Origin of the sequence: Uliginosibacterium paludis (assembly GCF_039631355.1) — a bacterium.
In the GTDB taxonomy this organism is placed as follows: Bacteria; Pseudomonadota; Gammaproteobacteria; order Burkholderiales; family Rhodocyclaceae; genus Uliginosibacterium; species Uliginosibacterium paludis.
On sequence record NZ_JBDIVF010000001.1, the window covers coordinates 888,535 to 913,081 of the forward strand.

The 24,547-nt window shown below is 64.3% G+C and carries 22 protein-coding genes; 5 read left to right on the plus strand and 17 right to left on the minus strand.

Annotated elements, in window-relative coordinates:
* Positions 1-97: 97 nt before the first annotated feature.
* Genes ABDB87_RS04320 through ABDB87_RS04370 form a run of 11 tightly spaced genes read right to left on the minus strand, consistent with a single transcriptional unit; the run spans position 98 to position 11,614 of the window.
* On the minus strand, positions 98-907 hold the full coding sequence (locus ABDB87_RS04320; protein WP_345924376.1) for a symmetrical bis(5'-nucleosyl)-tetraphosphatase: 810 nt from the start codon (positions 905-907) through the stop codon (positions 98-100).
* Positions 904-2,769 (minus strand): polysaccharide biosynthesis protein, encoded by a 1,866-nt coding sequence (locus ABDB87_RS04325; protein WP_345924377.1) that lies wholly within the window; start codon positions 2,767-2,769, stop codon positions 904-906. The genes ABDB87_RS04320 and ABDB87_RS04325 overlap by 4 nt, the downstream gene beginning before the upstream one ends.
* Positions 2,762-3,802 (minus strand): MraY family glycosyltransferase, encoded by a 1,041-nt coding sequence (locus tag ABDB87_RS04330; protein ID WP_345924378.1) that lies wholly within the window; start codon positions 3,800-3,802, stop codon positions 2,762-2,764. Before ABDB87_RS04330 ends, ABDB87_RS04325 begins: the two co-directional genes overlap by 8 nt.
* Entirely contained in the window at positions 3,799-4,767 is a 969-nt protein-coding gene (locus ABDB87_RS04335) for a UDP-glucose 4-epimerase family protein (RefSeq protein WP_345924380.1), read from the minus strand. Before ABDB87_RS04335 ends, ABDB87_RS04330 begins: the two co-directional genes overlap by 4 nt.
* Positions 4,758-5,564, minus strand: coding sequence for a glycosyltransferase (locus ABDB87_RS04340; RefSeq protein ID WP_345924382.1), 807 nt, complete (start codon positions 5,562-5,564; stop codon positions 4,758-4,760). Before ABDB87_RS04340 ends, ABDB87_RS04335 begins: the two co-directional genes overlap by 10 nt.
* A 7-nt stretch (positions 5,565-5,571) precedes the next feature.
* Complete coding sequence (locus ABDB87_RS04345; RefSeq protein WP_345924384.1) at positions 5,572-6,489, minus strand: glycosyltransferase family 2 protein; 918 nt, start codon at positions 6,487-6,489, stop codon at positions 5,572-5,574.
* A gap of 3 nt (positions 6,490-6,492) precedes the next feature.
* Entirely contained in the window at positions 6,493-7,419 is a 927-nt protein-coding gene (locus ABDB87_RS04350) for a glycosyltransferase family 2 protein (protein WP_345924386.1), read from the minus strand.
* On the minus strand, positions 7,409-8,263 hold the full coding sequence (locus tag ABDB87_RS04355) for a class I SAM-dependent methyltransferase (protein ID WP_345924389.1): 855 nt from the start codon (positions 8,261-8,263) through the stop codon (positions 7,409-7,411). The genes ABDB87_RS04350 and ABDB87_RS04355 overlap by 11 nt, the downstream gene beginning before the upstream one ends.
* Positions 8,260-9,777: a lipopolysaccharide biosynthesis protein gene (locus ABDB87_RS04360; protein WP_345924391.1), complete on the minus strand. Its 1,518-nt coding sequence runs from the start codon at positions 9,775-9,777 to the stop codon at positions 8,260-8,262. The genes ABDB87_RS04355 and ABDB87_RS04360 overlap by 4 nt, the downstream gene beginning before the upstream one ends.
* Positions 9,778-9,793: 16 nt before the next feature.
* Positions 9,794-10,801, minus strand: a complete 1,008-nt coding sequence (locus tag ABDB87_RS04365; protein WP_345924393.1) for an NAD-dependent epimerase — start codon at positions 10,799-10,801, stop codon at positions 9,794-9,796.
* A 60-nt stretch (positions 10,802-10,861) separates the two neighbouring features.
* Positions 10,862-11,614 carry a glycosyltransferase family 2 protein gene (locus ABDB87_RS04370; protein WP_345924395.1) on the minus strand — a complete coding sequence of 251 codons (753 nt, stop codon included), beginning with the start codon at positions 11,612-11,614 and terminating at the stop codon, positions 10,862-10,864.
* Positions 11,615-11,675: 61 nt separating this feature from the next.
* Between ABDB87_RS04370 and waaC the strand changes: the two genes are divergently transcribed.
* Together waaC and waaA are read left to right on the plus strand one after the other, a co-directional pair.
* Complete coding sequence (gene waaC / locus ABDB87_RS04375; RefSeq protein WP_345924397.1) at positions 11,676-12,623, plus strand: lipopolysaccharide heptosyltransferase I; 948 nt, start codon at positions 11,676-11,678, stop codon at positions 12,621-12,623.
* Entirely contained in the window at positions 12,620-13,879 is a 1,260-nt protein-coding gene (gene waaA, locus ABDB87_RS04380) for a lipid IV(A) 3-deoxy-D-manno-octulosonic acid transferase (RefSeq protein WP_345924398.1), read from the plus strand. Before waaC ends, waaA begins: the two co-directional genes overlap by 4 nt.
* Positions 13,880-14,692: 813 nt before the next feature.
* Here waaA and ABDB87_RS04385 read toward each other — a convergent pair.
* The 6 genes from ABDB87_RS04385 to ABDB87_RS04410 all read right to left on the minus strand — a co-directional run bounded on the left by ABDB87_RS04385 (position 14,693) and on the right by ABDB87_RS04410 (position 22,005).
* Positions 14,693-16,003, minus strand: coding sequence for a TolC family outer membrane protein (locus tag ABDB87_RS04385; RefSeq protein ID WP_345924400.1), 1,311 nt, complete (start codon positions 16,001-16,003; stop codon positions 14,693-14,695).
* A gap of 17 nt (positions 16,004-16,020) precedes the next feature.
* Positions 16,021-16,347 carry a rhodanese-like domain-containing protein gene (locus ABDB87_RS04390; RefSeq protein ID WP_345924402.1) on the minus strand — a complete coding sequence of 109 codons (327 nt, stop codon included), beginning with the start codon at positions 16,345-16,347 and terminating at the stop codon, positions 16,021-16,023.
* A gap of 11 nt (positions 16,348-16,358) precedes the next feature.
* On the minus strand, positions 16,359-17,009 hold the full coding sequence (locus tag ABDB87_RS04395; RefSeq protein WP_345924404.1) for a protein-L-isoaspartate O-methyltransferase family protein: 651 nt from the start codon (positions 17,007-17,009) through the stop codon (positions 16,359-16,361).
* 93 nt (positions 17,010-17,102) lie between these two features.
* Positions 17,103-20,249 (minus strand): efflux RND transporter permease subunit, encoded by a 3,147-nt coding sequence (locus tag ABDB87_RS04400; RefSeq protein WP_345924406.1) that lies wholly within the window; start codon positions 20,247-20,249, stop codon positions 17,103-17,105.
* Entirely contained in the window at positions 20,246-21,352 is a 1,107-nt protein-coding gene (locus tag ABDB87_RS04405; protein WP_345924408.1) for an efflux RND transporter periplasmic adaptor subunit, read from the minus strand. The genes ABDB87_RS04400 and ABDB87_RS04405 overlap by 4 nt, the downstream gene beginning before the upstream one ends.
* Complete coding sequence (locus tag ABDB87_RS04410) at positions 21,349-22,005, minus strand: TetR/AcrR family transcriptional regulator (RefSeq protein ID WP_345924410.1); 657 nt, start codon at positions 22,003-22,005, stop codon at positions 21,349-21,351. Before ABDB87_RS04410 ends, ABDB87_RS04405 begins: the two co-directional genes overlap by 4 nt.
* A 165-nt stretch (positions 22,006-22,170) precedes the next feature.
* On the opposite strand from ABDB87_RS04410, the gene ABDB87_RS04415 reads away from it, so the two are divergent.
* Genes ABDB87_RS04415 through ABDB87_RS04425 form a run of 3 tightly spaced genes read left to right on the plus strand, consistent with a single transcriptional unit; the run spans position 22,171 to position 24,531 of the window.
* The gene (locus tag ABDB87_RS04415) at positions 22,171-22,413 is read left to right on the plus strand and encodes a FeoA family protein (RefSeq protein WP_345924412.1); all 243 of its coding nucleotides are present in this window, start codon (positions 22,171-22,173) and stop codon (positions 22,411-22,413) included.
* A 1-nt stretch (position 22,414) separates the two neighbouring features.
* Positions 22,415-24,271, plus strand: a complete 1,857-nt coding sequence (gene feoB / locus ABDB87_RS04420; protein WP_345924413.1) for a ferrous iron transporter B — start codon at positions 22,415-22,417, stop codon at positions 24,269-24,271.
* Entirely contained in the window at positions 24,268-24,531 is a 264-nt protein-coding gene (locus ABDB87_RS04425; protein ID WP_345924415.1) for a hypothetical protein, read from the plus strand. Before feoB ends, ABDB87_RS04425 begins: the two co-directional genes overlap by 4 nt.
* The last annotated feature ends 16 nt before the right edge of the window (positions 24,532-24,547 follow it).

A 24,547-nucleotide genomic window follows, 5' to 3' on the forward strand; every position in this document is an offset into this window, starting at 1 on the left:
TGATTGTAAAATTCCGTCTCCACAACAAATTTCTGTTGCAGTGTGGAACTTCGTTGTCAATTCAATACTCGCTGAATATGCCCGAACGGGCAGGCAATCAGAGTTTGACCTGCAGGGGGCGCCGGTCTTCGAGGCGCATGGCGGTGAGAGGGCCGCCCCATACGCAACCACTGTCCAGCGCCACGACCGGACCCATGTCGCGAAAGCCCAGAGCGGACCAGTGGCCGTGGAGGATCGTGTGGGTGCGCCATGCGGCGTCTGGCCAGGCGTACCAGGGAATCAGGCCGGGGGAGTCCTCCGGGCGGCCTTTGGGCTTGAGGGCGAGTGAGCCGTCCGGGTTGAGAAAACGGGTACGGCAGAAGGTGTTGACGATGATGCGCAGGCGATCGGCTCCAGTAAGGTCGTCGCTCCAGCAGACGGGTTTGCCCCCCCAGAGCCCTTTCAGGAAAACCTTCCAGTCGTCTGCTCTGAGCGCCTGCTCAACTTCAGCAGCAAGGCGCTGCGCCTTGGCAATGCTCCATTGCGGCAGCAAGCCGGCATGAACCATGGCAAATCCGCCGTCGACGTGAATCAGCGGGCGTTTGCGCAGCCAGTCGACGAGTTCTTCGAGATCCGGTGCCGCCAACAGGGCGTCGAGCGTATCTTCCGGGCCGGGTTGCACGGCGCCCGCCACGACGGCAAGAAAGAAGAAGTCGTGATTGCCCAGCACACTGATGGACGACTCATCGAGTTCGCGCAAGTGGCGCAGAACTTCAAGGCTGGTCGGCCCGCGATTGATCAGATCGCCCGCAATCCAGAGCTGATCCTGAGCCGGATCAAATGCAATTTTCTCGAGCAGCGCCGCAAACTCCGCATGGCAGCCTTGGATATCGCCAAGCACATAGCGATATCGCGGAGGACTGATCATGCGCATTGCTCCTGCTTGGCCTCGCGGCATGGAATGCAGCTTGGGCAGTATTCCGGCACCCAGCCTTGCAAACCCTCGCGCACGGCTTCGTCAGACAGACTGCCAGGCGAAGCCAGCCAGGCCTCCACTTCGGCCAACAGCGATTCAGGAACCGGACGATTCCGCGCAATCCGCAGCTTGGGGTGATGGGTGGGTCTCGTCTGCTCGGCATCCGCCAGCAACTCTTCGTACAGCTTCTCGCCCGGACGCAGCCCGCTGAACTCGATCCGGATTTCGGATTCCCTGAATCCTGACAAACGGATCATGTTGCGCGCCAGATCAACGATTCTCACCGGTTCGCCCATATCGAGCACGAAAATTTCACCGCCCTCGCCCATGCTCCCGGCCTGCAGGACCAGCCTGGCCGCTTCGGGAATGGACATGAAATAGCGGGTGATATCGGGGTGTGTCACGGTCACCGGGCCGCCGCGCGCAATCTGCTCCTGGAACTTGGGGATCACGCTGCCGTTGCTGCCGAGTACGTTGCCGAAGCGCACGATTTCGAAGCGTGTCGTGCCCGGCGTACAACACAGGGCCTGGCAGAGCATTTCGGCCAGGCGCTTGGTAGCGCCCATCACGTTGGTGGGATTCACCGCCTTGTCGGTGGACACCATCACGAAGTGCCGGACGCCGTGCTGCCGGGCTGCACGCGCCATCGTCAGCGTGCCCTGTACGTTGTTGCGTACCGCCTGCCATGCATTGCCGACTTCCATGAGCGGCACATGCTTGTAGGCCGCGGCGTGAAAAACGACGTCGGGCTGGAACTCGGCGAGAATCTCGTCGATCCGGACGGCATCCTTTACGTCTGCCGTCAGCGGCACGATTTTCTGCCTGGGCAGATACTGCGAAAACCATTGCTCGATGCTGTAGAGCGCATATTCGCCCTGCTCGACCAGCACCAGGCGAGCCGGCGCAAAATGCGCGATCTGGCGACACAGCTCGGAGCCGATCGATCCGCCGGCCCCGGTCACCAGCACCGTTTTGCCCGCCAGCAACGCACCGACCTCATTGCTGTCAATCAGCACCATTTCACGCCCGAGCAGATCCTCGATTTCGACGCGGCGAATGCTGTTGACGGCGACCTTGCCGGACATGATGTCTTCCAGCGCCGGAATCGTCAGCAACTGCAGCCCCGCCCGCGAACACTGATCTGCGACCCGGCGACGCAGCTCCGAAGATGCCGACGGAATAGCCAGGATCACATGACGAGCCTTGAGCTCGCGTGCCAGACCGCCGATGTCATCAATCGCCCCCGCCACGCGATGGCCGGACACCTCGCGCTCCCGCTTGCTCGGGTCATCATCCACGATGCAGACCACCCGCCAGTCCGGCGAACAGCTCATGTCGCGCATCAACTGGGCTGAGGCCCGTCCCGCCCCGACGACAATGACCGGCTTGCCCTGACCTGCCAGAGCGCCGAACATCCGGTGCTCTTTCCACATGCGGTAAGCCACCCGTCCGCCAGCCATCATCGCGACCAGCAGCAGCGGGAAGAGCACGATCAACGAACGCGGCACACTCGGGGTCGGTGTGAAAATGAGCGCGTAGAGCACCATGGCCAGAAGCGAGCCGAATGTGGCTTTGAAGACGCGCTTGAGGTCCGGCAGGCTCGCAAAAATCCAGATGCCCCGATAAAGCCCGGCGAGCCAGAAGGCCAGAATGTGCACCGGCAGGAGAATCGCCAGCCCCATCAGGATGGTTTCGTTGTAGTCGGAGGGCCAGACAAAATTGAAGCGCAGCCAGAACGCCCCGCACCATGCCAACGCCAGCGCCAGCAGATCGAATGCGAGCACCAGCAGCGACTTGTAACCGAACTTATGCATTCGTAATGTTCCGCGAAGTAGCAGGCGCCGAATGCTCAGGCACGCCGGCATCAAGATACCAGGCCAGTCCGGCCAGCACCGAAAAGCTCAGGACAACCAGAAATACGGCAAGATGCGGCACGGCTTGCGCCGTCAGCGCGAGGGGCAACAGCAGCGCGAGATTGATGGACAGCACTGCCAGCGTGACTGGCCTGTGGGCGCCCAGCCTGCGCGACGCCCATTGATAGGCATGGGTCCTGTGGGCATCGGTCACACGAATGCCTCGCAACGCCCGGCGCAGCAGCGTCAGCGTGGCATCCACGACAAACACGGCCAGCAGGATGAGCCAGGGCCAGATCGGTGTGCTGCCCGAGGTCGTGGCGTGCAGGGCATGTACACCCACTGCATAACCCAGGAAGCCGCTGCCCGCATCCCCCATGAAGATCTTCGCGGGCGGCCAGTTGAGCAGAAGGAATCCGGCACTTGCCGCGGCAAGCAACCAGAGCGGCATGGCGTCGTAACCGCCGAGCCAGATCAACGCCCCCCCGGCGCCTGCCACGAAGACCGCCTGCATGCCAGCCAGACCATCAATGCCGTCCATGAAGTTGTACAGGTTGATCGACCAGGCGAGCCCCAGTACCGCCATCACAGCACCCGCCACACCCCAGTGCAAGGCGGAGAAGCCGAGATCCAGCACCGGCCAGCCGCCAAGATTCCACACTGCGAGGGCTGCGGCAAACAGGTGAAATCCGAAACGGACCCGTGCCGGCAGGCCGACCTGATCATCCCGGAATCCGACGGCGGCAATCATTCCGCCGCCCAGCAGCAGGCTCCAGAACAGTCCGTCTGCCACGCCGGCATAGATCCGCCAGAACACCAGCGCACCAAGATAGGCCAATACGATCGCCACACCGCCGCCGCGGGGAGTCGGAACCGAATGCGAGCTGCGCGCATTCGGCACGTCAATGATCTGCCTGGCGAGCGCATAGCGCCGCAAGGCCAGCGTGCCAGCCAATGCACTGCACAGGACACACCCGAGAACACTCCAGATCACGCCCGCTGCTCCTTTGCCAAAAATGCACGGGCGCTATCCTGCAGTGCCTCCGCCAGGCTTTCAACCGGCATCCACCCCGGCAGCGCACTCGCCCGGCTGGCGTCCAGCTCAAGGTCGGAACACAGCCGCGCAATCTGGTCCTGCCGGCCAGTAAGCCGACCGGCCATTTTCAGCAGCATGACGGGCACGGGCAACAGCCTCGCCGGCCTGCCCAGTCCGGCCGCAAGGTGACGAACAAGCTCCGGCGTGCTGACCGGCTCGGGCTCTGCAGCCAGGTAAGTCTGTCCCGCCGCTTCCGGCTCGCGCGCGCACGCGACAAGCAGGGCCGACAGATTACGCACCGAGACCAGACTCCGCCGGTTCCGTACGCAGGCAAGTGGCAGTGGCAAGCCACGCTGGATGGCCTTCATGAGTACCGGCAGATTGCCTCGCACGCCCGGCCCGACCACCATGGGCGGACGCACGATCACCAGCTCCATGCCAGACGCACCACACAGTTCGCGCAAGACGTTTTCGGCAGCCAGCTTGGAGCGGCCATAAGCGTCTTCCGGCTGCGGAGGATCATCCGGCAACATCGGCCTGCCATGCGTGATCTCGCCACTGGCCTTGATGCTGCTGACATAGACCATCCGTTTCACGCCGGCCTCTTGGGCCTGCCGCGCGAGGGCCGCGGAGCCGAGCACGTTGATGTGATGGAACGCCACGTCGGCCGCGTCATGACGCTCGTTCATGACATGCACGCGCGAGGCCAGATGGACGACCACCTCGACCCCCGCAAGCGCTTCGCGCCAATCGGTCTCCGGACCGATATCGCCGACCGGAACATCTCCCGCCCCGAGCTTGCGCACCGCACGAACGCAGTCGCATCCGGCGGCAGCCAGCTGGCGGCAGAGTTCGCTGCCAACAAAACCGTTGGCTCCCGTTACCAGCACTCTCATCGCGCGACGATGCCCATTCAGATCCATTTCCAGCCGTGCAACCCGAAAAAGAGGCGTGCGGAACGCGCAAACATGCGCACATGCTTCCAGCCCTTGCGGGCGGCGCCCCCACCGAAGTGCGCAATGCGGACAACCGCGACAGCCGCTACCCGCGTCACCTTGCCCGCGCGCAGCGAGATATCGAAGTCCTCGAAATACAGGAAGAAACGAGGATCAAAACCCTTCAAGGCAATCAACACATCGCGCCGCCAGAGCATGAAGCAGCCGCTCACGATGGGCGGATCCCAGAGCACGGCCTGATCTCCCTCCTGCTTCATTTCGTAGCGACTCATGAAACCCCGAAAAAGACGACGCAACCAGTGCGGCGCAAAACCCCGCAAGGCCAGTCCGAGCAGACTGGGGTAGCGCTTGCAGAGGAAATGCCAGCCATCCTCACCGCCGACAATCGAGGGCGAAAGCAAACCACACGCTGGCTGCTGACCCAAAAACCGGAAAGCTCTCGACAGGGCCTCGGGCAGGATATAGACATCCGGATTGAGGATCAGATGAAAATCTGCCACGCCTTCTTCGATCGCCAGGTTGTGCCCGCGGCCAAAACCGACATTGCCCTGCCCGGTAATCAACCGCAGCTCTGCCCAGCCGTTTTCCGCTGCCAGTTCCGCAAGCCCCGCATCGTTGCCATTATCGACCAGTGTAAGACGAGCCCCTTCGATCTCCCCTCTTGCCACGGCATGATCCACCGCCACCCGCAGGCTCGCGAGCGTGTCGCGGAGCATGGGGATGTCCGGGTGGTAGGTGACGAGGCTGATGGTGAGAAGTGTCATGCCAGGATCAAGGGTAGCGATGCAACCGTCCAGCTGCGCCGCAAAAGCCGTGCTTCAGCCCAAGCAGCATCATTTTCAAGTGCGACAGTCTTGGTCTGGCAAACAGCGCATAGAACCCGAAACGCAAAATGCCTCTCAAACCGTCAGCGATCTTCCAGTGGCGGGGAATGTGGCGCATCCGATAGAGCAGCACCGCGTTTCGGAACATGTAGTAATGCCGCAATGGACTGCGCGCCGGATAGGCGGTTCCCAAAAAACTGATCGGTTCGTCACCGAGCGAATGCGCCATCCGTGCAGAGAAACAGCCATGGTTTGTATAGCCCATGCTGCGAGCCCGAAGGCCCCATTCGATATCCACGTAATCAATGAACAAGGCTTCATTCATCCCCCCTGCGTCATCCAGTACGGAAACCGGAATCAAGCAGCCGGATGCAATCAGGTAATCAACCTCGACCGAATCCTCGCTTTCGGGAACCAGGCAGCGCTTCAACCGCAGACCCCGTACGCGAATAAACGGAGGCGGATTGGACTGACGTTCATCCTGATAGCACGGCCCCACGGAGCCGACTCGAAGCCCCTCAGCAGTCAACCGCGCCCAGCAAGCCAGCAGTCGCTGGACCATGTCCGGAGCCGGCTGACTGTCGTGGTCGAAAAGCACTACATGACTCGCTCCATTCCGGCGCGCAAGATCGATTCCCGCATTCTGCGCAGCAGCGATACCTTGATTTTCACCGAGCTCAATCAACTCAAGCTTTCCGCCGAAATGTGAGGAAATCGCAGCGGCCAGTTCAGGACCGGACCCGTTATCAACCACGACCACACCTGCACACTGCTTGAGCAGACTGGAAAGTTGCAGCAGAAAGCCTGTGAGCTCGGGGTGGTAAGTTACGACAACGGCCCATGCCGCAGGATGTGCTTCGCGCATCGCTCAGATCCTCGACAGCAAGGAAAGCCGCCGGCGCAGACGGCCCGGCAAGGCGCCAGTCGAGATAAGCGTCCAGCGACGCCCCAACCAACCGTGATCATACAAATCGGCAAAGCGCCGGATCCGCTTTGTCGTAGCAGCAGGCAGCATGCTATCCATCCGTTCAAGCAACGCCCTTGCCTGGTTGCAAGCATGTGTGTAGCTCACACTCCAAAGACGTGGATTCAGAAAACCACGAGGCAGGGAGAAAAGGCCTGGCATTTGCTTTGCTCCCAAGGTGTTATGCCCGTGCTGACGGTACAGAATCAAGGCTTGCGGCAGCGTAACAATCCGTCCGCAACAGCTTGCGACCAAGGCTAGCCAGTAATCGTGCATGTATGCCGAGTCGGGCACAGGCTGTGCCTTCGCCAGCAAGGCACGATTGAAGAGCGTCGCGCAGCCGGTCACCGTGTTTTCGACGAGAAGTTGTTCAGGCGCGTTGCGTTCGGCTCTTATTCCTTGGAACGCCCAGAAGCTGGGCGCGATCGGCTGCAACCCGACATCGACCAGCGCCAAATCACAATGCACCAAGACAGGCATCTCTTCTCCCGCCAGCTGCTCTTGCTCCCGTAGCGCATTCATCATGACTTCGAGTTTTTCCGGCATCCAGAGATCATCCTGATCACAAAAGGCCAGATAGGGCGCTGTCGAACGCGCCATGAGTGCCGAAAACGAATGCTTGGCGCCCAACCGTTGACCATCACTCAGCAGATCAAACCTTGCCGGGAACGACTGTGCGTATTCGGACAAGATGGCCAACGTCGCATCAGTAGAGCCGTCGTCTCGTACGACGAGCCGCCAATCCTGATATGTCTGAGCCAAAAGCGAGTCAAGCTGCTCCCGCAGAAATTTTTCTCCGTTATAGGTAGAAAGCAGAATTTCAACAGCCATCGTTCAAGATCCTTCTGCCATAAACCTTGACTCCATGCGCAAGGCTCTTGAATAGCCTTTCGAACTTGAAACACCAGGCGGCCCAGATCCCGGACTTTCCCAAGTGACATTGGTTGAGCGAGTCAGTCTGTTCGGCAGCGGACGCCGGACTCGCAGACAATACATACTGGAAATCGCTCCAATGACAGTCCGTGGCCAACAACCATGCGACACATCGGGAAACGACGGAAGTTTTCAGTCCGTAGTGGGCGCTCAACATGACGCAGCCCATCTTGGTTGCTTCAAGCTGGTCGATGCGAAGCCCCTGCGAACTAAACAGCGACACGATGGATTTCTTGCACAGAAAGCGCAGATGGGAATCATCCAGAATGCCTGTGCGGCCGTATTCCCAACGGCCTTCAAGCAGCATCGCACGAACCGCCAGATGGGTAACGTTGGGAACAGAAGCAATGATCACTCCACCAGGCGAAAGTCTTTTTAATGAAGCCCTGATGACTGCAGCGGGATCCGGTGTGTGCTCAAGAACATCAACGAAACTGACAGCGTCGAAACAGGTCTCCGGATGGGCGGCGAAATAGCTGTCCAGATCGCCACAATAAACTGAGTCAAGCAGTTTGCTAGCATTTTCCGCAGCAGCCGGCTCAGGCTCCACACCCACAACATGGTGGCCATGTTGACGCACAACAGCCCCCCAATACCCCGACGCACACCCGACCTCCAGCACGCGCAGGTGGCGCCCCCCGGCATGTCGCTGCAGAAACTCGAACGCGAGGGTGTGCGAATTGTTCCGCTCAGCAAGATTGATGCTCGCCTGATAACGCAGCTCACCTGAATTCAATTTCATCTTCCGAAAAAAATGTTTTGACCCTGCCGAGCTGCAGTCCATAAATTGCGAAGACGCGGGCTGGCGAAAAAACAGGCCAAGGCAGCCAGTGCGGCCCCAGCTCCCATCACGAGAACCAGGATCAATCGTTCCCCGACATTATCAAGGGTGATTCTGAAAACCATATAGACGGGCACCACGGCGATCGCCCCGCGCAGCACGTCCTCCCAGAGCCAGGCAAGGATGCGACCCGACAACAGTCCCTTGAGAGACCCCAGCATCCATATCGAGAAGAAAAGCAGATTGCCAACGAACCAAGCCCACGCGGTTCCCCTCGCCCCGAAATATGCAGCCATCACGACAATGCAAGGGATCCAGATCACTGCCGCAGCAAAGGAGCCCACAACATGTCTGCGCAACTCCCCATGGGCGTATTGCAGCTGAAATACAAGGCTCGACAAGGCGAGCAACGCATAGCCCGCCGCGTAAAGCGCCAGAACAGGAGCCATGTCATGCGCGAGCGAGGAGCTTCCGGTCCACGCCAGAAGAGCAGGCTCCGCGAAAAAAATAGCGCCTCCCGCAACAACAGCCAACAGCCACATCATGAGCTGAGTGCAAACCCGGTAAAGCGCTTGCAACCCCTCCAAGTCTCCGGTTGTCACCAGATAAACCATGCGGGGCTGCACAGCTTGCAACACAGGGGTAACAAGCAAGCTGACGCCTCCGGCGGCAACCACGACGATTGCAAACCGACCATATTCCGCAAGACTCAGATAATGCGAGAGAAACAGTCGGTCAACTTGGGAAATCACGCTCCATACAGCAGTCAGAACGGACATGGCTCCTGCAAAACGAAAGCCGATTCGCAGCGAACTGAACCGCGGCCAGAACGAAGAGAGGGTGTTCCCAGGAAGACTCCGAAGAAACAACGACCGCAATATCAAGAGTTCCGCAATGGCGACAACTATCTGATAGAGAAAAAAAGTTCCGATCGTATCGGAATACCAAGCCAGCACTGCGATGACGATTACGGAACGCAAGGTTGCCAAGGTAACGGCTGAAACGTTTACAAGAGGCATGCGGTCCATGCCGATCAGCCCGCTGCGATACAGCCCCGTGAGCCAACGCAAGCCAACCATAGCCCCCATAATGATGATACAGAGCGAGGCTTCAGCCAACGTGATGTCATGGAGCTTCAGCCAGTGCCGCGCAACCCAGTCACTCCCGGCGACCGCAAGCGCAAAACAACACACGCCTACACTCAGGAAAAGCCATTCCGCGCTGCGGATGAAATGCCACAGATCCTGTTGTGAAACGGCGCCTGCTCGGAATCGCGACAGCTCCCGGATCAGGGTCGGGGAGATCCCCATGTCCAGCATCGCGAACCAGGCCTGCATCGCGACAAAGAATCCGATCAGCCCGTACGCCTCCTCGCCCAGAAAATGCACATAGGCAGGCACCATGAGGATGCCGACCGCCACAATGTAGAGCTGCCCAAACACGTTGCTGGCAACGCTTAGCTTCAAGGACGACATCCGCACTTTCTTGGCTTTAGCGAACGGAGTAACCGTGATACCACCCCACAAACCGCTTCACCCCCTCCGGCAGCGGCGTGCCCGGCGTGAAGCCGGTCCAGGCTGTCAGGACGCTTACATCGGAGGAGGTCACGGGCACGTCGCCCGGCTGCATCGGCAGGAATTCCTTCTCGGCTTCGCGGCCGGTAGCGGCTTCGATGGCGGCGATGAAGTCCATCAGCGGTACGGGATCCTGGTTGCCGATGTTGAAGACGCGGTAAGGCGCGCGACTGGTGGCGGGATTGGGCTGGGCGCCGTCGTAGGTGGGGTCGGGCTCGGCGGGGCGGTCGAGGCTGCGGATCACGCCTTCGACGATGTCGTCGATGTAGGTGAAGTCGCGCAGCATCTTGCCGTGGTTGAAGACCTTGATCGGCCGATTTTCGAGGATGGCGCTGGTAAACAGCCAGGGAGCCATGTCCGGCCGGCCCCAGGGGCCGTACACGGTGAAGAAGCGCAGACCGGTGGTGGGGATGCCGTACAGGTGGCTGTAGGTGTGAGCCATCAGCTCATTGGCCTTCTTGGTGGCTGCATAGAGGCTCACCGGGTGATCCACGGCGTCCTGCTCGGAGAAAGGCGTTTTCTCGTTGCCGCCGTACACGCTGGAACTCGACGCGTACACGAGGTGTTGCACGGCATTGTGACGGCAGCCTTCGAGGATGTTCACGAAGCCGACGAGGTTTGAATCAACGTAGGCATGCGGATTCTGCAGCGAGTACCGCACGCCGGCCTGGGCAGCGAGATGCACCACGCGGTCGAACTTCTCGTCGGCAAAAAGCTTCGCGATGCCGTCGCGATCGGCCAGATCCATCTTCACGAAACGGAAGGCGGCATGCGGCGCAAGCTGCGCGAGCCGATCGTGCTTGAGCTGCGGGTCATAGTAGTCGTTGAGGTTGTCGAGGCCGACAACTTCGTCGCCGCGCTCGAGCAGGCGCTGGCAGACATGCATGCCGATGAAACCTGCTGCACCCGTAACGAGGATTTTCATGTTCAGGACTTCCGTTCTACCGCGAGCAGCCAACCCTGCCCGGAAAACAAAAATGCGGCCTTATCGCCGCATCTGTTCCACCATTTTCGCATACTTGGCAAAGCTGTTGAAACAGCCGATCAGGATGTGTATCAAACCCGGAACACCATCCAGAAAACCAGCCCGCAGGAAGTAAAACTTGATGAAACGGAACAAAGGACTCAGCAGGAGCTTGCCGGCCGGCATGGGTGCGCCTTCCGCAACCAGCGCGCTGGCGGCCAGCGTGGTGTAGCGGTTCTGTTTGGCAAGATAGCTTTCGATTGTGTCTTCCGAGTGATGGAGCAGATCGCCGGACAGACGGCCGACGATGCCCAGCGTGATGACCCGCTCATGCACCAGATCGTCTGACCAGCGCGCCTGGCGACGATCGAAGAGCCGCAGCGAGAGATCCGGATAACCCTCGCCATGCTTCAGGTAGCGCCCCAGGAAGCGGTTGCGGCGCGGGAATTCGTAGAACTGGTTTGCCGGCGCCTGCAGCTCGCGCTCGATGCTCGCCCGCAGTTCCGGGGAAACGATCTCGTCCGAATCCACACAGAGCACCCAGTCGTGCGCGGCCTGTTCGATGGCGAACTGCTTCTGCGGGCCGAAGCCCCGCCAGGGCTCGCTCAGCACGCGCACACCGAATTCGGCAAGCAGCTTCAGGGTGTCGTCGGTGCTGCCCGAGTCAACCGCCAGGATCTCGTCACAGAAAGCCAGCGACTCCAGCGTCGCACGCAAGGGGCCGGCGCAATTGAAGGTGATGAGAACGGCAGACAGGGGAAGGCGAGCGGTCATTGCATGAGTCGGGGTTAGAATCCGGCCACATTCTATGTCAGACCCGTCCGAACACCACTGCATGCGCTCAGTCCTGCTCGTCAAAACATCTTCGCTCGGCGACGTGATCCACAATCTGCCGGTCGTCAGCGATCTGCTTCGACACTGGCCCGAGCTTCGCATCGACTGGGTGGTGGAAGAGAACTTCGCCGAGATCCCGCGCCTGCACCCAGGCGTGAGCGAGATCTTTCCAGTCGCCATCCGGCGCTGGCGCAAGGCGCCGGGGCAAGCATCGACCTGGCGCGAGATTGCGGCTTTCAGGCGGTCGCTGCAAGCCAACTGTTACGACCTTGTCATCGACACCCAGGGGCTCGTGAAAAGCGCGCTGATCACCTGGATGGCCGACGGGCTGCGCTGCGGATACGCCCGGCAAAGCGCCCGCGAGCCCATGTCGGCCTGGTTCTACGACAGTCGCTACCTGATCCCGACCAATGCCCACGCAGTCGAGCGCAACCGCTGGCTGTGCGCAGCAGCCGCGGGCTACGCGCCAGACCTTCCGCTGCGCTACGGTCTCCACATCGGGCTTGAGCCGGCCGGACACTGCGTGCTGCTGACGGCCACCAGCCGCGATGACAAGCTGTGGCCCGAAGCCAGCTGGCAAGCACTGGGCCGGCAACTCGCCGAGCGCGGCCTGGCCTGCCTGCTGCCGGCCGGAAGCGAACGCGAACGCGAACGCGCACAACGCATCGCCGCCGGCATCCCGGGCGCGGAAGTTGTGCCGCCCTCCTCGCTGCGCGCGCTGGCCGACACGCTGGGCTCGGCTCGCGCCATCGTCGGCGTAGATACCGGCCTGACCCACCTCGCCGCGGCACTCGATCGTCCGGTGGTGGCACTCTACGTCGCGACCGACCCCGGCCTCACCGGCGTCTACGCCGGCCCGCGGGCCGTCAACCTGGGTGGCAGGGGGCAGTTGCCGACGCCGGAGGAAGTCCTGCACCGGCTCGAAACCCTCGGAGCGCTGCCGGCATGAACCGCTTTGCCTACAGCCTGCTCTGGCACCTGGGCCTTCCCCTGATCGGCCTGCGCCTGCTCTGGAGAGCGCGCCGCCAGCCGGAATACCTGCAGCATCTGGGCGAGCGCTTCGGTGCAGCCCCGCTCCCGGGCGAACGCCCCCGCATCTGGCTGCATGCCGTCTCGGTCGGCGAAACACGTGCCGCCCAGCCGCTCATCAAGGCCCTGCTCGCGGCCTGGCCGGAGCACGACATCCTGCTCACCCACATGACCCCCACCGGTCGCGCCACGAGCGAAGAGCTCTTCGGCAAGGAAGCCCGCGTCACCCGCTGCTACCTGCCCTACGACTTCCCCTGGGCACAGGCCCGCTTCCTCGCGCGTGCGAAACCCGCGCTGGGCATCGTCATGGAAACCGAGGTGTGGCCGAATTTGATGCAGGCCGCCCGCCAGGCCGGGCTGCCCATGCTGCTCGTCAATGCCCGCCTCTCGGCGCGCTCGGCGCGCGGCTATGCCCGGCTCGGCACGCTGGCCAGACAGACCTACGGCGCCTTTCGCGAAGTGCTGGCACAAACCGGTGACGACGCGGCCCGCCTGCGCGACACCGGCGCCGATCCGGTCAGCGTCTGCGGCAACCTGAAATTCGATGTGGAGCTGGCGCCGGATCGCCTCGCGCTGGGCGAACGCTTCCGCGCGGCCGCCGCCGGACGCCCGGTGATCCTCGCCGCGAGCACGCGCGAAGGCGAGGAAGGCCCGCTGCTGGACGCCTTCATGCGCCACGCGCCGGCAGACGCCCTGCTGGTCGTCGTGCCCCGTCATCCGCAACGCTTCGATGAAGTGGCCACCCTGATCGCGCAACGCGGCCTCGGCAGCGAACGCCGCAGCGACGGCATCCGCATCGCCCCGCAGACCCGCGTCTGGCTGGGTGACTCGATGGGCGAAATGGTGGCCTGGTACCGCATGGCCGACCTCGCCCTCATCGGTGGCAGCTGGGCCCCTCTGGGCGGGCAAAACCTGATCGAGGCCTGCGCGGTCGGCACGCCGGTGCTTGTCGGGCCGCACACCTTCAACTTCACCGAGGCGGCAGAGAAAGCCATCGCGGCAGGGGCAGCCTCCCGCTGCACGGACATCGACGAAGGCCTGCGCGTGGCGGTCACCCTGCTGGGAGATGACGCACGCCGCCGCCGGATGGGTGAAGCCGGCCAGCATTTCGCCGCCGCCAATCGCGGTGCGACGGCGAAGACAATGGCGGTGATCGGGGCGGTGCTTGGGGGCTGAGTGCTGAGTGCTGAGTGCTGAGTGCTGAGTGCCGAGTGCCGAGTGCCGAGTGCCGAGTGCCGAGTGTGCGGGAGGATGTTCCAAAGCCCGCTCCGCAGGGCGCCCTGAGCGAAGCGAAGCGCGCCTCGGCCTTCCGGCACGATGCTGACCAACCGCGCACTCGCCAGACGGCATGCTCCGGCATGAAGGCCTCCCTCGGGCAGGGCTTTCGCATGCGGCGCGGTTCGCGTTGCTCACGGCGCCCTACGGTGCTGCGTGTGCCGAATGGATCCCGCAGGCCCGATCCGCAGGGCGCCCTGAGCGAAGCGAAGCGCGCCTCGGCCTTCCGGCACGATGCTGACCAACCGCGCACTCGCCACACGGCATGCTCCGGCATGAAGGCCTACTTCGGGCAAGGCTTTCGCATGCGGCGCGGTTCGCGTTGCTCACGGCGCCCTACGGTGCTGCGTGTGCCAAATGGATCCCGCAGGCCCGATCCGCAGGGCGCCCTGAGCGAAGCGAAGCGCGCCTCGGCCTTCCGGCACGATGCGGACCAACCGCGCGCGCTCGCCACACGGCATGCTCCGGCATGAACGCATCCTTCGGGCAAGGCTTTCGCATGCGGCGCGGTTCGCGTTGCTCACGGCGCCCTACGGTGCCGCGTGTGCCGAATGGATCCCTCAGGCCCGATCCGTAGGGCGCCCTGAGCGAAGCGAAGCGCGCCGAAGAAGCGATCTGCGCAGCGGAGCGCGCCACAGCCTTCCGGCAAATTGCGCCGGCCCTACGCCGCCTGAGCACCGCGAATCCTGCCGTGCCGGCGCGCCAGACTTCCGCCTATTTTTCGAGCAGGGCGTTGATCTCTTCCAGATCCTTCAGGGAGAGCGTCCCCACGGCCTGCCGAAGCTTCACCTGCGCCATGATCGTGTCATAGCGGGCCTTGGCAAGCTGCTGCCGGGTGGTGGCGAGCTGGGTCTGGGCGTCCAGCACGTCCTTGTTGATCTTCACACCCACCTGATAGCCGAGCTTGTTCGATTCCAGCGCACTGGTGCTGGACTTCACCGCGGCCTCATACCCGCGCACCTGCGCGACACCGCTGGTCACGCCGAGAAAGGTCTGGCGTGCGGTCTGGGCGGCGGTGCGCTTCGAAGTCTCGAGATCGCTGCGAGCCTTCTCGGCCAGCGCGCTGGCTTCGCGCACCTTCGACTGCGTCGAACCGCCCTGGAAGATCGGCAGGCTGGCCTGCACGCCGACCTGCCAGTTCCGGTATTCGGACTCCGACTGTGAGGAAGTGGAGCCGAACACATGGCTGCGGCCCACCGTGCCGACCAGATCCACCGTCGGCAGGTGCGCGGCGCGCGCACGCTGCACCTCGCGAGACGCGATCTCCGCATTGAGCTGCTGCGCCATGACGTCGGTATTGCCGTCCTCGGCCGCCCGGGCCCACTCGCCCACGTCGGCGGGCTGCGGCAGGGGCAGATTCACGCCCGTCCTGAGGCCCGACAGCACCGGCGGCTCCTTGCCGGTCAGTACGCGCAGGGCCTCACGCTTGACGTTCACATCGTTCTGCGCGGCGATTTCCTGGGCTGCTGCAATATCGAAGCGTGACTGGGCGTCGTTCACATCGGTCACGGTCACCGTGCCGACTTCAAAGCTTTTCTTCGACAGCTCCAGCTGCTCATTGGCCGCCGTGCGCAGCTGAGTCACGGTATTGAGTACATCCTGCGCGTTGAGCAGATCGAAATAGGCCTGGGTCACCCGCACGATCAGATCCATCGCAGCCGCTGTGTACTGCACTTCGCCCAGCTGGGCGGAGAGCTGGCCCTGCTCCCAGGCGATCCAGTTCTGCGGGCGGAAGAGCGGCTGGGTCAGCTGCAGCGAGTAGCTGTTGGCGTTGTAGCGGTATTGCCGCTCGGTGGGCAGCGCAGCGTCGAGATTGTTGTAGGTGGAGGACGCGTTCAGCGTCAGGGCAGGCAGGAGGCCCGCACGCCCCTGTGGCAGCTTCTCGAGCGTGGCTTCGCGCTGCAGGCGCGCACTGGCGAATTTCGTGTCATTCACACGGGCATCGTTGTAGATGCCGAGAAGATCCGTCGCCTGTGCCAGCGTGGCAGAACAGGCGACCCAGACGGACAAGGCCAGACGCTTCATTTCGACTCCACCGGAATTCAGTAACGCGGCATGGCTGGAGCCACGCGCATGGCCCAGGCATCAACGCCGCCGCTGAGGTTATAGACCTTGCCGAAGCCCTGCTGCGCAAGAAACATCGCCACGCGCTGGCTGCGCACGCCGTGATGACAGATGCAGACGACCTCCCGCTCACTGTCGAGCTGGTGGGCACGCGCCGGGATCTCGGCCATCGGTACGGCCACGATGCCTTCGAGCGCGCAGTGCTCCACTTCCCAGGGTTCGCGTACGTCGAGCAACAGGGGCGCCGGCCGGGCCGGGTCGGCCAGCCAGGCGGCAAGATCTTCGGGATTCAGGCTGATAACCATCAATGCTTTCCTCAGAAAACGAAGGCGCCGGCATGCTGGGCACGCAGCGGATCGACCAGGGTTTCGAACACGGTCTTGCTGCGAAAACCGCCGGCCGGCAGGCGCTGCATCAGGCGCGCGCGCATCACCGGAGCCTGACCGACAAAAGCGAAGAGCCGGCCGCCGGGTTTGAGCTGGTCCAGCCAGGCAGCGGGGATGGATTGCACGGCGCCACTGGCAACGATCAGATCGTAGGGCGCGCATTCCGCGCAGCCGGCCAGGCCATTGCCCTCTTCCACGGTCACGTTGCTGACCCCCGCGCGCAACAGGCGGGCCTCGGCCGTGGCCGCGAGGCCGGGATCAATCTCCATGCAGTGCACCGAGTCGGCATGCACCGCAAGCAGGGCCGCCAGATAGCCCGAGCCGGCGCCGATGAGCAGCACGGACTCGCCCCGCTGCGGAGAGACCGCGAGCAGGAGCCGGCCGATCACTTCCGGCTTGAGCATGTGCTCGCCCCCGCCCAGCGGCAGGGCAACATCGGCGAAGGCGAGACTGCGCAGGGCTTCCGGCACGAAGCGCTCGCGCTTGACCAGCCTGAGGGTCTCGGCTGTCTGGGGGTCGATCGGGACCGCCGGATGAATCGTCTGCTCGATCATGTTGAAACGTGCACGTTCGATGTCCATGTCCTGCTCCTTCCATTGCCGGGTCCGGCATGGATGCCGGACGGGCCATTCTAGCGTGATGGCTGCGTCATGCCGCGTGACGCCCGCCGCTCTTTACGTGCTCTTTACCTTGCTGCCGGCTTCCTTGCCGACGCGATACCAGGCCGCATACAGCGCGGGCAGGAAGAGCAGCGTCAGCAGGGTGGCCACCAGCAGGCCGCCCATGATGGCCACGGCCATCGGCCCGAAGAAAGCGGAGCGCGACAGGGGGATCATGGCGAGGATGGCCGCGGCGGCGGTGAGCATGATGGGCCGGAAGCGGCGCACCGTGGCCTCGACGATGGCGTCTGCCCGGCTTGCGCCGGCCCGCTCGTCCTGATCGATCTGGTCGATCAGGATCACCGAGTTGCGCATGATCATGCCAGAGAGCGCAATGGTGCCCAGCATGGCCACGAAACCGAAGGGCTGACCGAAGAGCAGCAGGGCCAGGGTCACGCCGATCATGCCCAGCGGCGCGGTCAGGATCACCATGACGACGCGCGAGAAGCTCTGCAGCTGCAGCATCAGCACGCTCAGCACCACCAGCAGGAACAACGGCACGCCGGCGCCGACCGAACCGCCGCCCTTGGCGCTCTCCTCCACCGCCCCACCCACCTCGATGTGATAGCCCAACGGCAAGGCCGCGCGGATCCGCTCGATCTGCGGTGCCAGCTGCGCCACGATCTCGGCGGGCTGCGCGCTGCCATAGAGATTTGCACGCACCGTCACCGTCGGCGTGCGGTTGCGACGCCAGATGAGCCCCGGTTCGAAGCCGTATTCCAGGGTAGCGATCTGCGCCAGCGACACGCCCCGGCCGGTGCCGGTCGGGATCACCAGCTCGGAAAACCAGCCCAGCCCCAGTTCGCGCGGCGCGGCACGGATCTGCACTTCGATGGTCTCCACGCCTTCGCGGAATTCGCTCACGCTGGCCGCGTTCAGCGCGGTCGCGAGGTACTGCTGCACCGCCTCGCGCGAGAGCCCGGCCATGCGGGCCTTTTCGGTGTCGACATGCAGACGCACCACTTTCGAGGCCTCGTCCCAGTCCTTCTGCACATTGGCCAGCCGGGTGTCGCCCCGCATCACCTGCGCCACCCCGTCAGCTATCTGCTGGATGCGCGCATGCTCCGGCCCGCTCACCCGGTACTGCACCGGAAAGCCCACCGGCGGCCCGTTTTCCAGCCGGTTGAGCGAGGCACGCAGCTCCGGAAAATCGCGCTCGAACAAGTCGATCAGCTTCGTCCGCAGCGCCTCGCGGGCCGTCAGGTCCTTGGCCAGCAGCACGAACTGGGCGAAGTTGGCCTGCGGCAGCTGCTGATCGAGCGGCAGATAGAAGCGCGGGCTGCCGCCACCGACATAGGCCACATAGTTTTCGAGGCCGTCCTGCCTGGCAAGCCAGGCCTCCACCCTTGTCACCGACTGCAGCACGGCCTTCTGCGACGCGCCCTGCGGCAGGCGCAGGTCCAGCAGCAATTCGGGCCGCACCGAATCCGGGAAAAACTGCTGCGGCACATGGCGGAAGCCCCAGAGCGACACCGCGAAGGCCAGCAGAGTGGCCAGGATCACTCGCCAGCGACGCGCCACGCACCAGGCCACGGTGCGGCGAAAGCGCACGTAAAACGCGCTGTCATAGATGTCGCCGTCATGCACGGACACTGCGGGTGCGAGGCGCATTGCCAGGCGCGGCAGCCGCGCCATGAGCCAGCCTCGCAGACGACCCGGCGCCGCCGTGCGGCTGGCGTGATCCGGCAGCAGCCAGTAACCGATGAAGGGCACGAAGAGCACGGCCGCCACCCAGGAGATCAGCAGCGCGATGACCGTGACCTGGAAAATGGATCGGGTGTATTCCCCGACCGAAGACGCGGCAGTGGCGATGGGCAGGAAGCCGGCGGCGGTCACGAGCGTGCCGGAGAGCATCGGCCAGGCGGTGGAGGTGTAGGCGAAGGCCGCCGCACGCGTGCGCGCCCAGCCCTGCTCGATCTTGGTCGCCATCATCTCGACGGCAATGATGGCGTCATCAACCAGCAGACCCAGCGCCAGGATCAGCGCACCGAGCGAGATCTTGTGCAGGCCGATGTCGAAGACGTGCATGAAGAGGAAGGTGATCGCCAGCACCACCGGAATGCTGATCGCCACCACGATGCCGGTGCGCAGCCCGAGCGAGATCAGGCTCACCGCGAGCACGATGACCACTGCCTCGGTCAGCGAACGGACGAAGTCATGCACGGACGCTGCTACCGCGCGCGGCTGATCGGTAACCCGCTCCATCTTCACGCCGACCGGCAACTGCGCATCGATATGACGCGTGGCTTCGTCCAGATGGCGCCCCAGCGCGATGATGTCGCCCCCCTCGCGCATCGACACGCCGATGCCCAGCGCCTCGCGCCCCATGTAGCGCATCTGGAGCGCGGGCGGCTCCACATAGCCGCGCCGCACTTCGGCCACGTCGCCCAGGCGCAGCGTGCGGCCGCCGGCGCGAATCGGCAGCGCGCGGATGTCGTCAAGGCTGGCGAACTCACCGTCGGCGCGCAGGTAGATGCGCTCACTGCCGAGCTCGAAGTAACCGCCCGCCAGCTTCGCGTTCTGCTCGGCAATCGCGCCCATCAATGCCTTCGGATCGATCCCGAGCGGGGCGAGCTTGAGCGGCGAGAATTCGACGTAGACGCGCTGATCCTGCTCGCCGAAGAACTCGACCTTGGCCACGTCCGGCACGCGCAACAACTCCTGCCGGATCGCCTCGGCATGCCGCTTGAGGCCGCTGTAGCTCAGACCTTCTCCGGTCAGCGCGAAGATGTTGCCGAAGGTGTCGCCGAATTCGTCATTGAAGAAGGGGCCGTTCACGCCCGCAGGCAGCGTGTAACGGATGTCGCCGATCCGCTTCCTGACCTGATACCAGATCTCCGGCATGCGGCTCGAGGCCAGCGAGTCGCGCGCAATCACGATCACCTGCGACTCGCCCGGCCGCGAGAAGCTGCGCAGCGTCTCGATCTCGTTCATCGCGCGCAGCTTCTTCTCGATCTTGTCGGTGACCTGCTGCTCCACCTCGGGCGCGCTCGCTCCCGGCCACTTCGTGGTGACCACCATGACCTTGAAGGTGAAGGGCGGATCCTCGCTCTGGCCGAGCTGGCGGTAGGAGAAGATGCCGATCAGGCTTGCGACGATCATCGCGAACAGAATCAGCTGCGGATGGCGCAGGCCCCACTCGGAAAGGTTGAAGGCTTTCATCGCGTGGCATCCAGCACGACCGGCGCCTGTTCATCCACCGGCCGCACCACCTCGCCGGCCGTCAGGGCGTGCGCACCGACACTGACGACCCGCTCGCCCGGCGCCAGTCCGGAGCCGATCACCGCGCGCTCGTCACGCCAGGCCACCACGCTGACCGCCCGGGCCTGGACGCGGTTGTCGGCGTCCAGCACCCAGACCTGGCCGGCATTGCCCTCACCGCGCTGAACCGCCGACAGCGGCACCTCCACCCCGCCGCCCGTGGCCGCCTGCAGAAAGCCCGCACCGGCGCTCGCCCCCAGCCCGAGTGCCGCATCCGCGTCCTCGATGCGGACCCGCGCGGCATAGGTGCGGGTGGTTGCGTCCGCGCTGGCAGCCAGCTCGCGCAAGCTGCCGCGATAGTCCCGGCCCGGCGCGTTCCAGGCGCGAACAAGCGCTGGCTGGCCGATCCGGAGCCCGGCCGTGCGGCCTTCCGGAATCCAGATCAGCACCTCGCGGCTGGCCGGGTCGGCAATCCGCACGGCGAGCTGGCCGGCAGCGAGCACCTGGCCCGCTTCAACCGGCACGGCGGTGACCACGCCGTCGCGGCTGGCCGTCAGCGTGGCATAGCCCAGCTGGTTTTCCGCCTGGCTGCGAGCCGCCCTGGCCTGCGCCACACGGGCGGTGGCCGCTTCGAGCTGGGTCCGGCGGGCATCCACCACGCTGGCGCTGACGAATTTCTGCGCCAGCAGGGCCTGCGCCCGCTCCAGCTCGGTCCGGGCCAATGCCTGATCGGCCTCCGCCGCGGCCAGCTGCGCCACCGCGGACTTCTCGGCCAGCGCGATGTCCGCCGGATCCAGCCGGGCCAGCACCTGGCCCTGACGCACCGTATCGCCCGGATTCACCCGCCGCTCGACGAGCTTGCCGCCCACCCGGAACGCCAGATCCACCTCATAGCGCGAGCGCACCTCGCCCGGATACAGAAAGGGCGTGGCCCCCACGCCGCCGCTCGCGCTGGCCACCACGACCGGTCGCGGCGCGGCCGGCCGCTCGACCGGCTGGTCGCAGGCGGCCAGCATGCCCGCCAGCAGACAGAGCATCAGACGGCAGGACGGAAAGCTCTTCATGATGAACTCCTTGCAGACGCGGCCGGCATGAGGCCGCGCATGAACATGTCGACATGAGCCTCGACGAAGCGGTCGGGTTCGATCGCGCCGGCGTCGCACCCGCCCAGCGACGAGCGCCACACACAGACAAACAGCAGCGGGGAGAGCGCCAGCTGGCACAGCAGTGCGGGGTCTCCCTCCCGGAACACGCCCCGGGCCACCCCGCGCCGGTGAATCTCGGCAAACAGCGCGCGCCCCCGCATCACGACCTGCTCATGGTAGTAGGCCGCGACTTCGGGAAAATTGCCGGCCTCGGCCATGACGAGCTTCGGAATGCCCGAGAGCTGCGGATCGCCGAGTACCCGCCAATAGCCGGCAAACAGCGCGCGCATCAGCGCCTCCGGATCGCCCTCATCCTGCGCGAGCAGCGCCTCGCCGGCCGCCAGATGCGGCAGCACGGCCGTTTCGATGACGGCGCGGAAGAGTGCCTGCTTGTTTGCGTAATAAAGGAAGACGGTGCCCTTCGACACGCCGGCGCGCCGCGCAATATCGTCGAGCCGGGCGGCGGAATAGCCACGCTCCGCAAAGACCTCGAGCGCGGCAGCCAGCAGCTCGGCAGGGCGCTCGGCCTTGCGGCGGCGGCGCGCAGGCAGGGATGGCGCATCAGTGTTCATGAAGCCTCCTTGGTGGGAAGGGCTGCCTGGCGGCGCGGGAAGTCAACTGACCAACGAGTCATTATTAAACATGTGAATCAGGATGACAATTTGTTGCGAAAACCCTCTTTTCAAAGCCGTCATTGAGAATTACTATCAATTGCAATTGCCAGACACCCTCCCCCGATGAAACTCTCAGACATCCAGCCCGGCAGCCGGGCCACCGTCGTTCTCGTCAAGGATCAGTCTTCTCCGGATCCGATCGCCAACCGCCTGCGTGACCTCGGATTCGTTGCCGGCGAGCCGGTCAGCCTGGTCGCCCTCGGGCCTTTCGGGGCCGACCCCTTGCTGGTTCAGGTCGGTTTCACCCGTTTCGCATTGCGCCGCAGTGAAGCAGCGCGTATCGAAGTCCAGCTCGCCGAGGCCTGACATGACCGACTCTTCGCTCGCCACCACCCCGCTTTCGCTTGCCCTGGTCGGCAACCCGAACTGCGGCAAGACCGCGCTTTTCAACCGCCTCACTGGCAGCCGGCAGAAGGTTGCCAACTACGCCGGGGCCACTGTCGAGCGCAAGGAAGGTTTCTTCGTACTGCCTTCGGGGCGGCACGCCCGCGTACTGGACCTGCCCGGCGCCTACAGCCTGAACGCCACCAGCCCGGATGAAGCGGTGACCCGCGACGTCTGCCTCGGCCAGCATCCGGCCGAGCAGCAGCCGGACCTGCTGCTGTGCGTGGCCGATGCCACCAACCTGCGCCTGCACCTGCGCTTCGTGCTGGAGTTGAAGCGCCTCGGCCGCCCGATGGTGCTGGCCCTGAACATGGCAGACGCCGCCGAACGACGCGGCATCCGCATCGACAAGCTGGCGCTCGAGCGCGAGCTGGGTCTTCCGGTCATCGAAACGGTTGCCGTGCGCAAGCGTGGCGCCTCGGCGCTGATCGAAGCGCTCGACGGCCATCTGCCCGCAGCACCGGCCCCGCTACCGGAGAATGCAGATCTGCACGCCGAAACGCGTCGCCTCATCGATGCAACGGTCAGCATGCCGAACCTGACCAACCCGGTCGATGCCGCGATCGACCGCTGGGTGCTGCACCCGGTCGTCGGCCTCGCCATCCTGGCCATCGTGATGCTGGTCGTCTTCCAGTCCGTCTATGCCTGGGCAGGCCCCTTCTCCGACGGCATCGAGGCCGGCATGGGCTGGCTGGGTGAGCAGGTCGGCGCACACATGCCGGAAGGCCTGCTGCACAGCCTGATCGTGGACGGGGTGATTGCCGGGGTGGGTGGCGTGCTGGTTTTCCTGCCGCAGATCCTGATCCTCTTCTTCTTCATCCTGGTGCTGGAAGAGTCCGGTTACCTGCCGCGCGCGGCCTTCCTGCTCGACCGCTTCATGGTCGGCGCCGGGCTCTCCGGCCGGGCCTTCATCCCGATGCTGTCCTCCTTCGCTTGCGCGATTCCCGGCATCATGGCAACCCGCAGCATCCCGAATCCGCGCGACCGTTTCCTGACCATCCTGGTCGCGCCGATGATGACCTGCTCGGCCCGCCTGCCGGTGTATGCGCTGCTGATCGGCGCCTTCATTCCGGAGCGTTCGGTGGCCGGCATCTTCAACCTCCAGGGCCTCACGCTGTTCGCGCTCTACATGGCGGGCATCGCCGGCGCGCTGATCGTGGCCTGGGTGGCCCGGCTGATGCGCGGCAAGAACACCGAAGAACAGGCGCTGATGATGGAAATCCCCGCCTGGCGTCTGCCGAATCCGAACGACGTGCTGCTGGGGCTCAAGGAACGCGGCATGATCTTCGTGCGCCGCGCCGGCACGCTGATCCTCGCGCTGTCCATCCTGCTGTGGTTCCTCTCGACCTTCCCGAGCCCGCCGGAAGGCGCGACCGGCCCGGCCATCGACTACAGCTTCGCCGGCCGCATCGGTCATGCGCTGGCCTTCTTCTTCGAGCCGATCGGCTTCAACTGGCAGATCTGCGTGGCGCTGATCCCCGGCCTGGCTGCGCGAGAAGTCGCGGTCGCCGGCCTGGCTTCGGTGTATGCGATCGCCGGGGCGGACGAAGCGAATACCGAACAGCTGCTCTCGACCGCGCTGAGCAACCAATGGACGCTCGCCACCGCCTTCGCGCTGCTGGCCTGGTACGTGTTCGCCCCGCAATGCATCGCGACGCTGTCGGTCGTGCGCCGCGAGACCTCTTCCTGGCGCGCCACCGCGATCTGGGCCGGTCTGCTGACCGGGCTGGCCTATGGTGCGGCCTTCCTGACCTATCACATCACGGCGGCCCTGACATGAACCTCTACGCCCTGCTCGAACCGGTGATCCTCGCCCTGCTGCTGGCCTTCGGCCTGTGGATGGGCATGCGCAAGGCCACGCCGAAGCTCTCGCGCTGGCTGGGTGAAGCCGCCCGCAAGGCCGGCGTGCCGCACGCGATCGCGAACCCGATCTTCGGCCCGCCGCCTGCACGCTCGGGCGCCTGCGGAGACTGCTGCGGCTGTGAAAAGCCGGCCGCCAAACCCCTGGTGCATCCGGTCAATCTGGTCCGCAAGAGCTGAACCCGCGGCAGGCCGC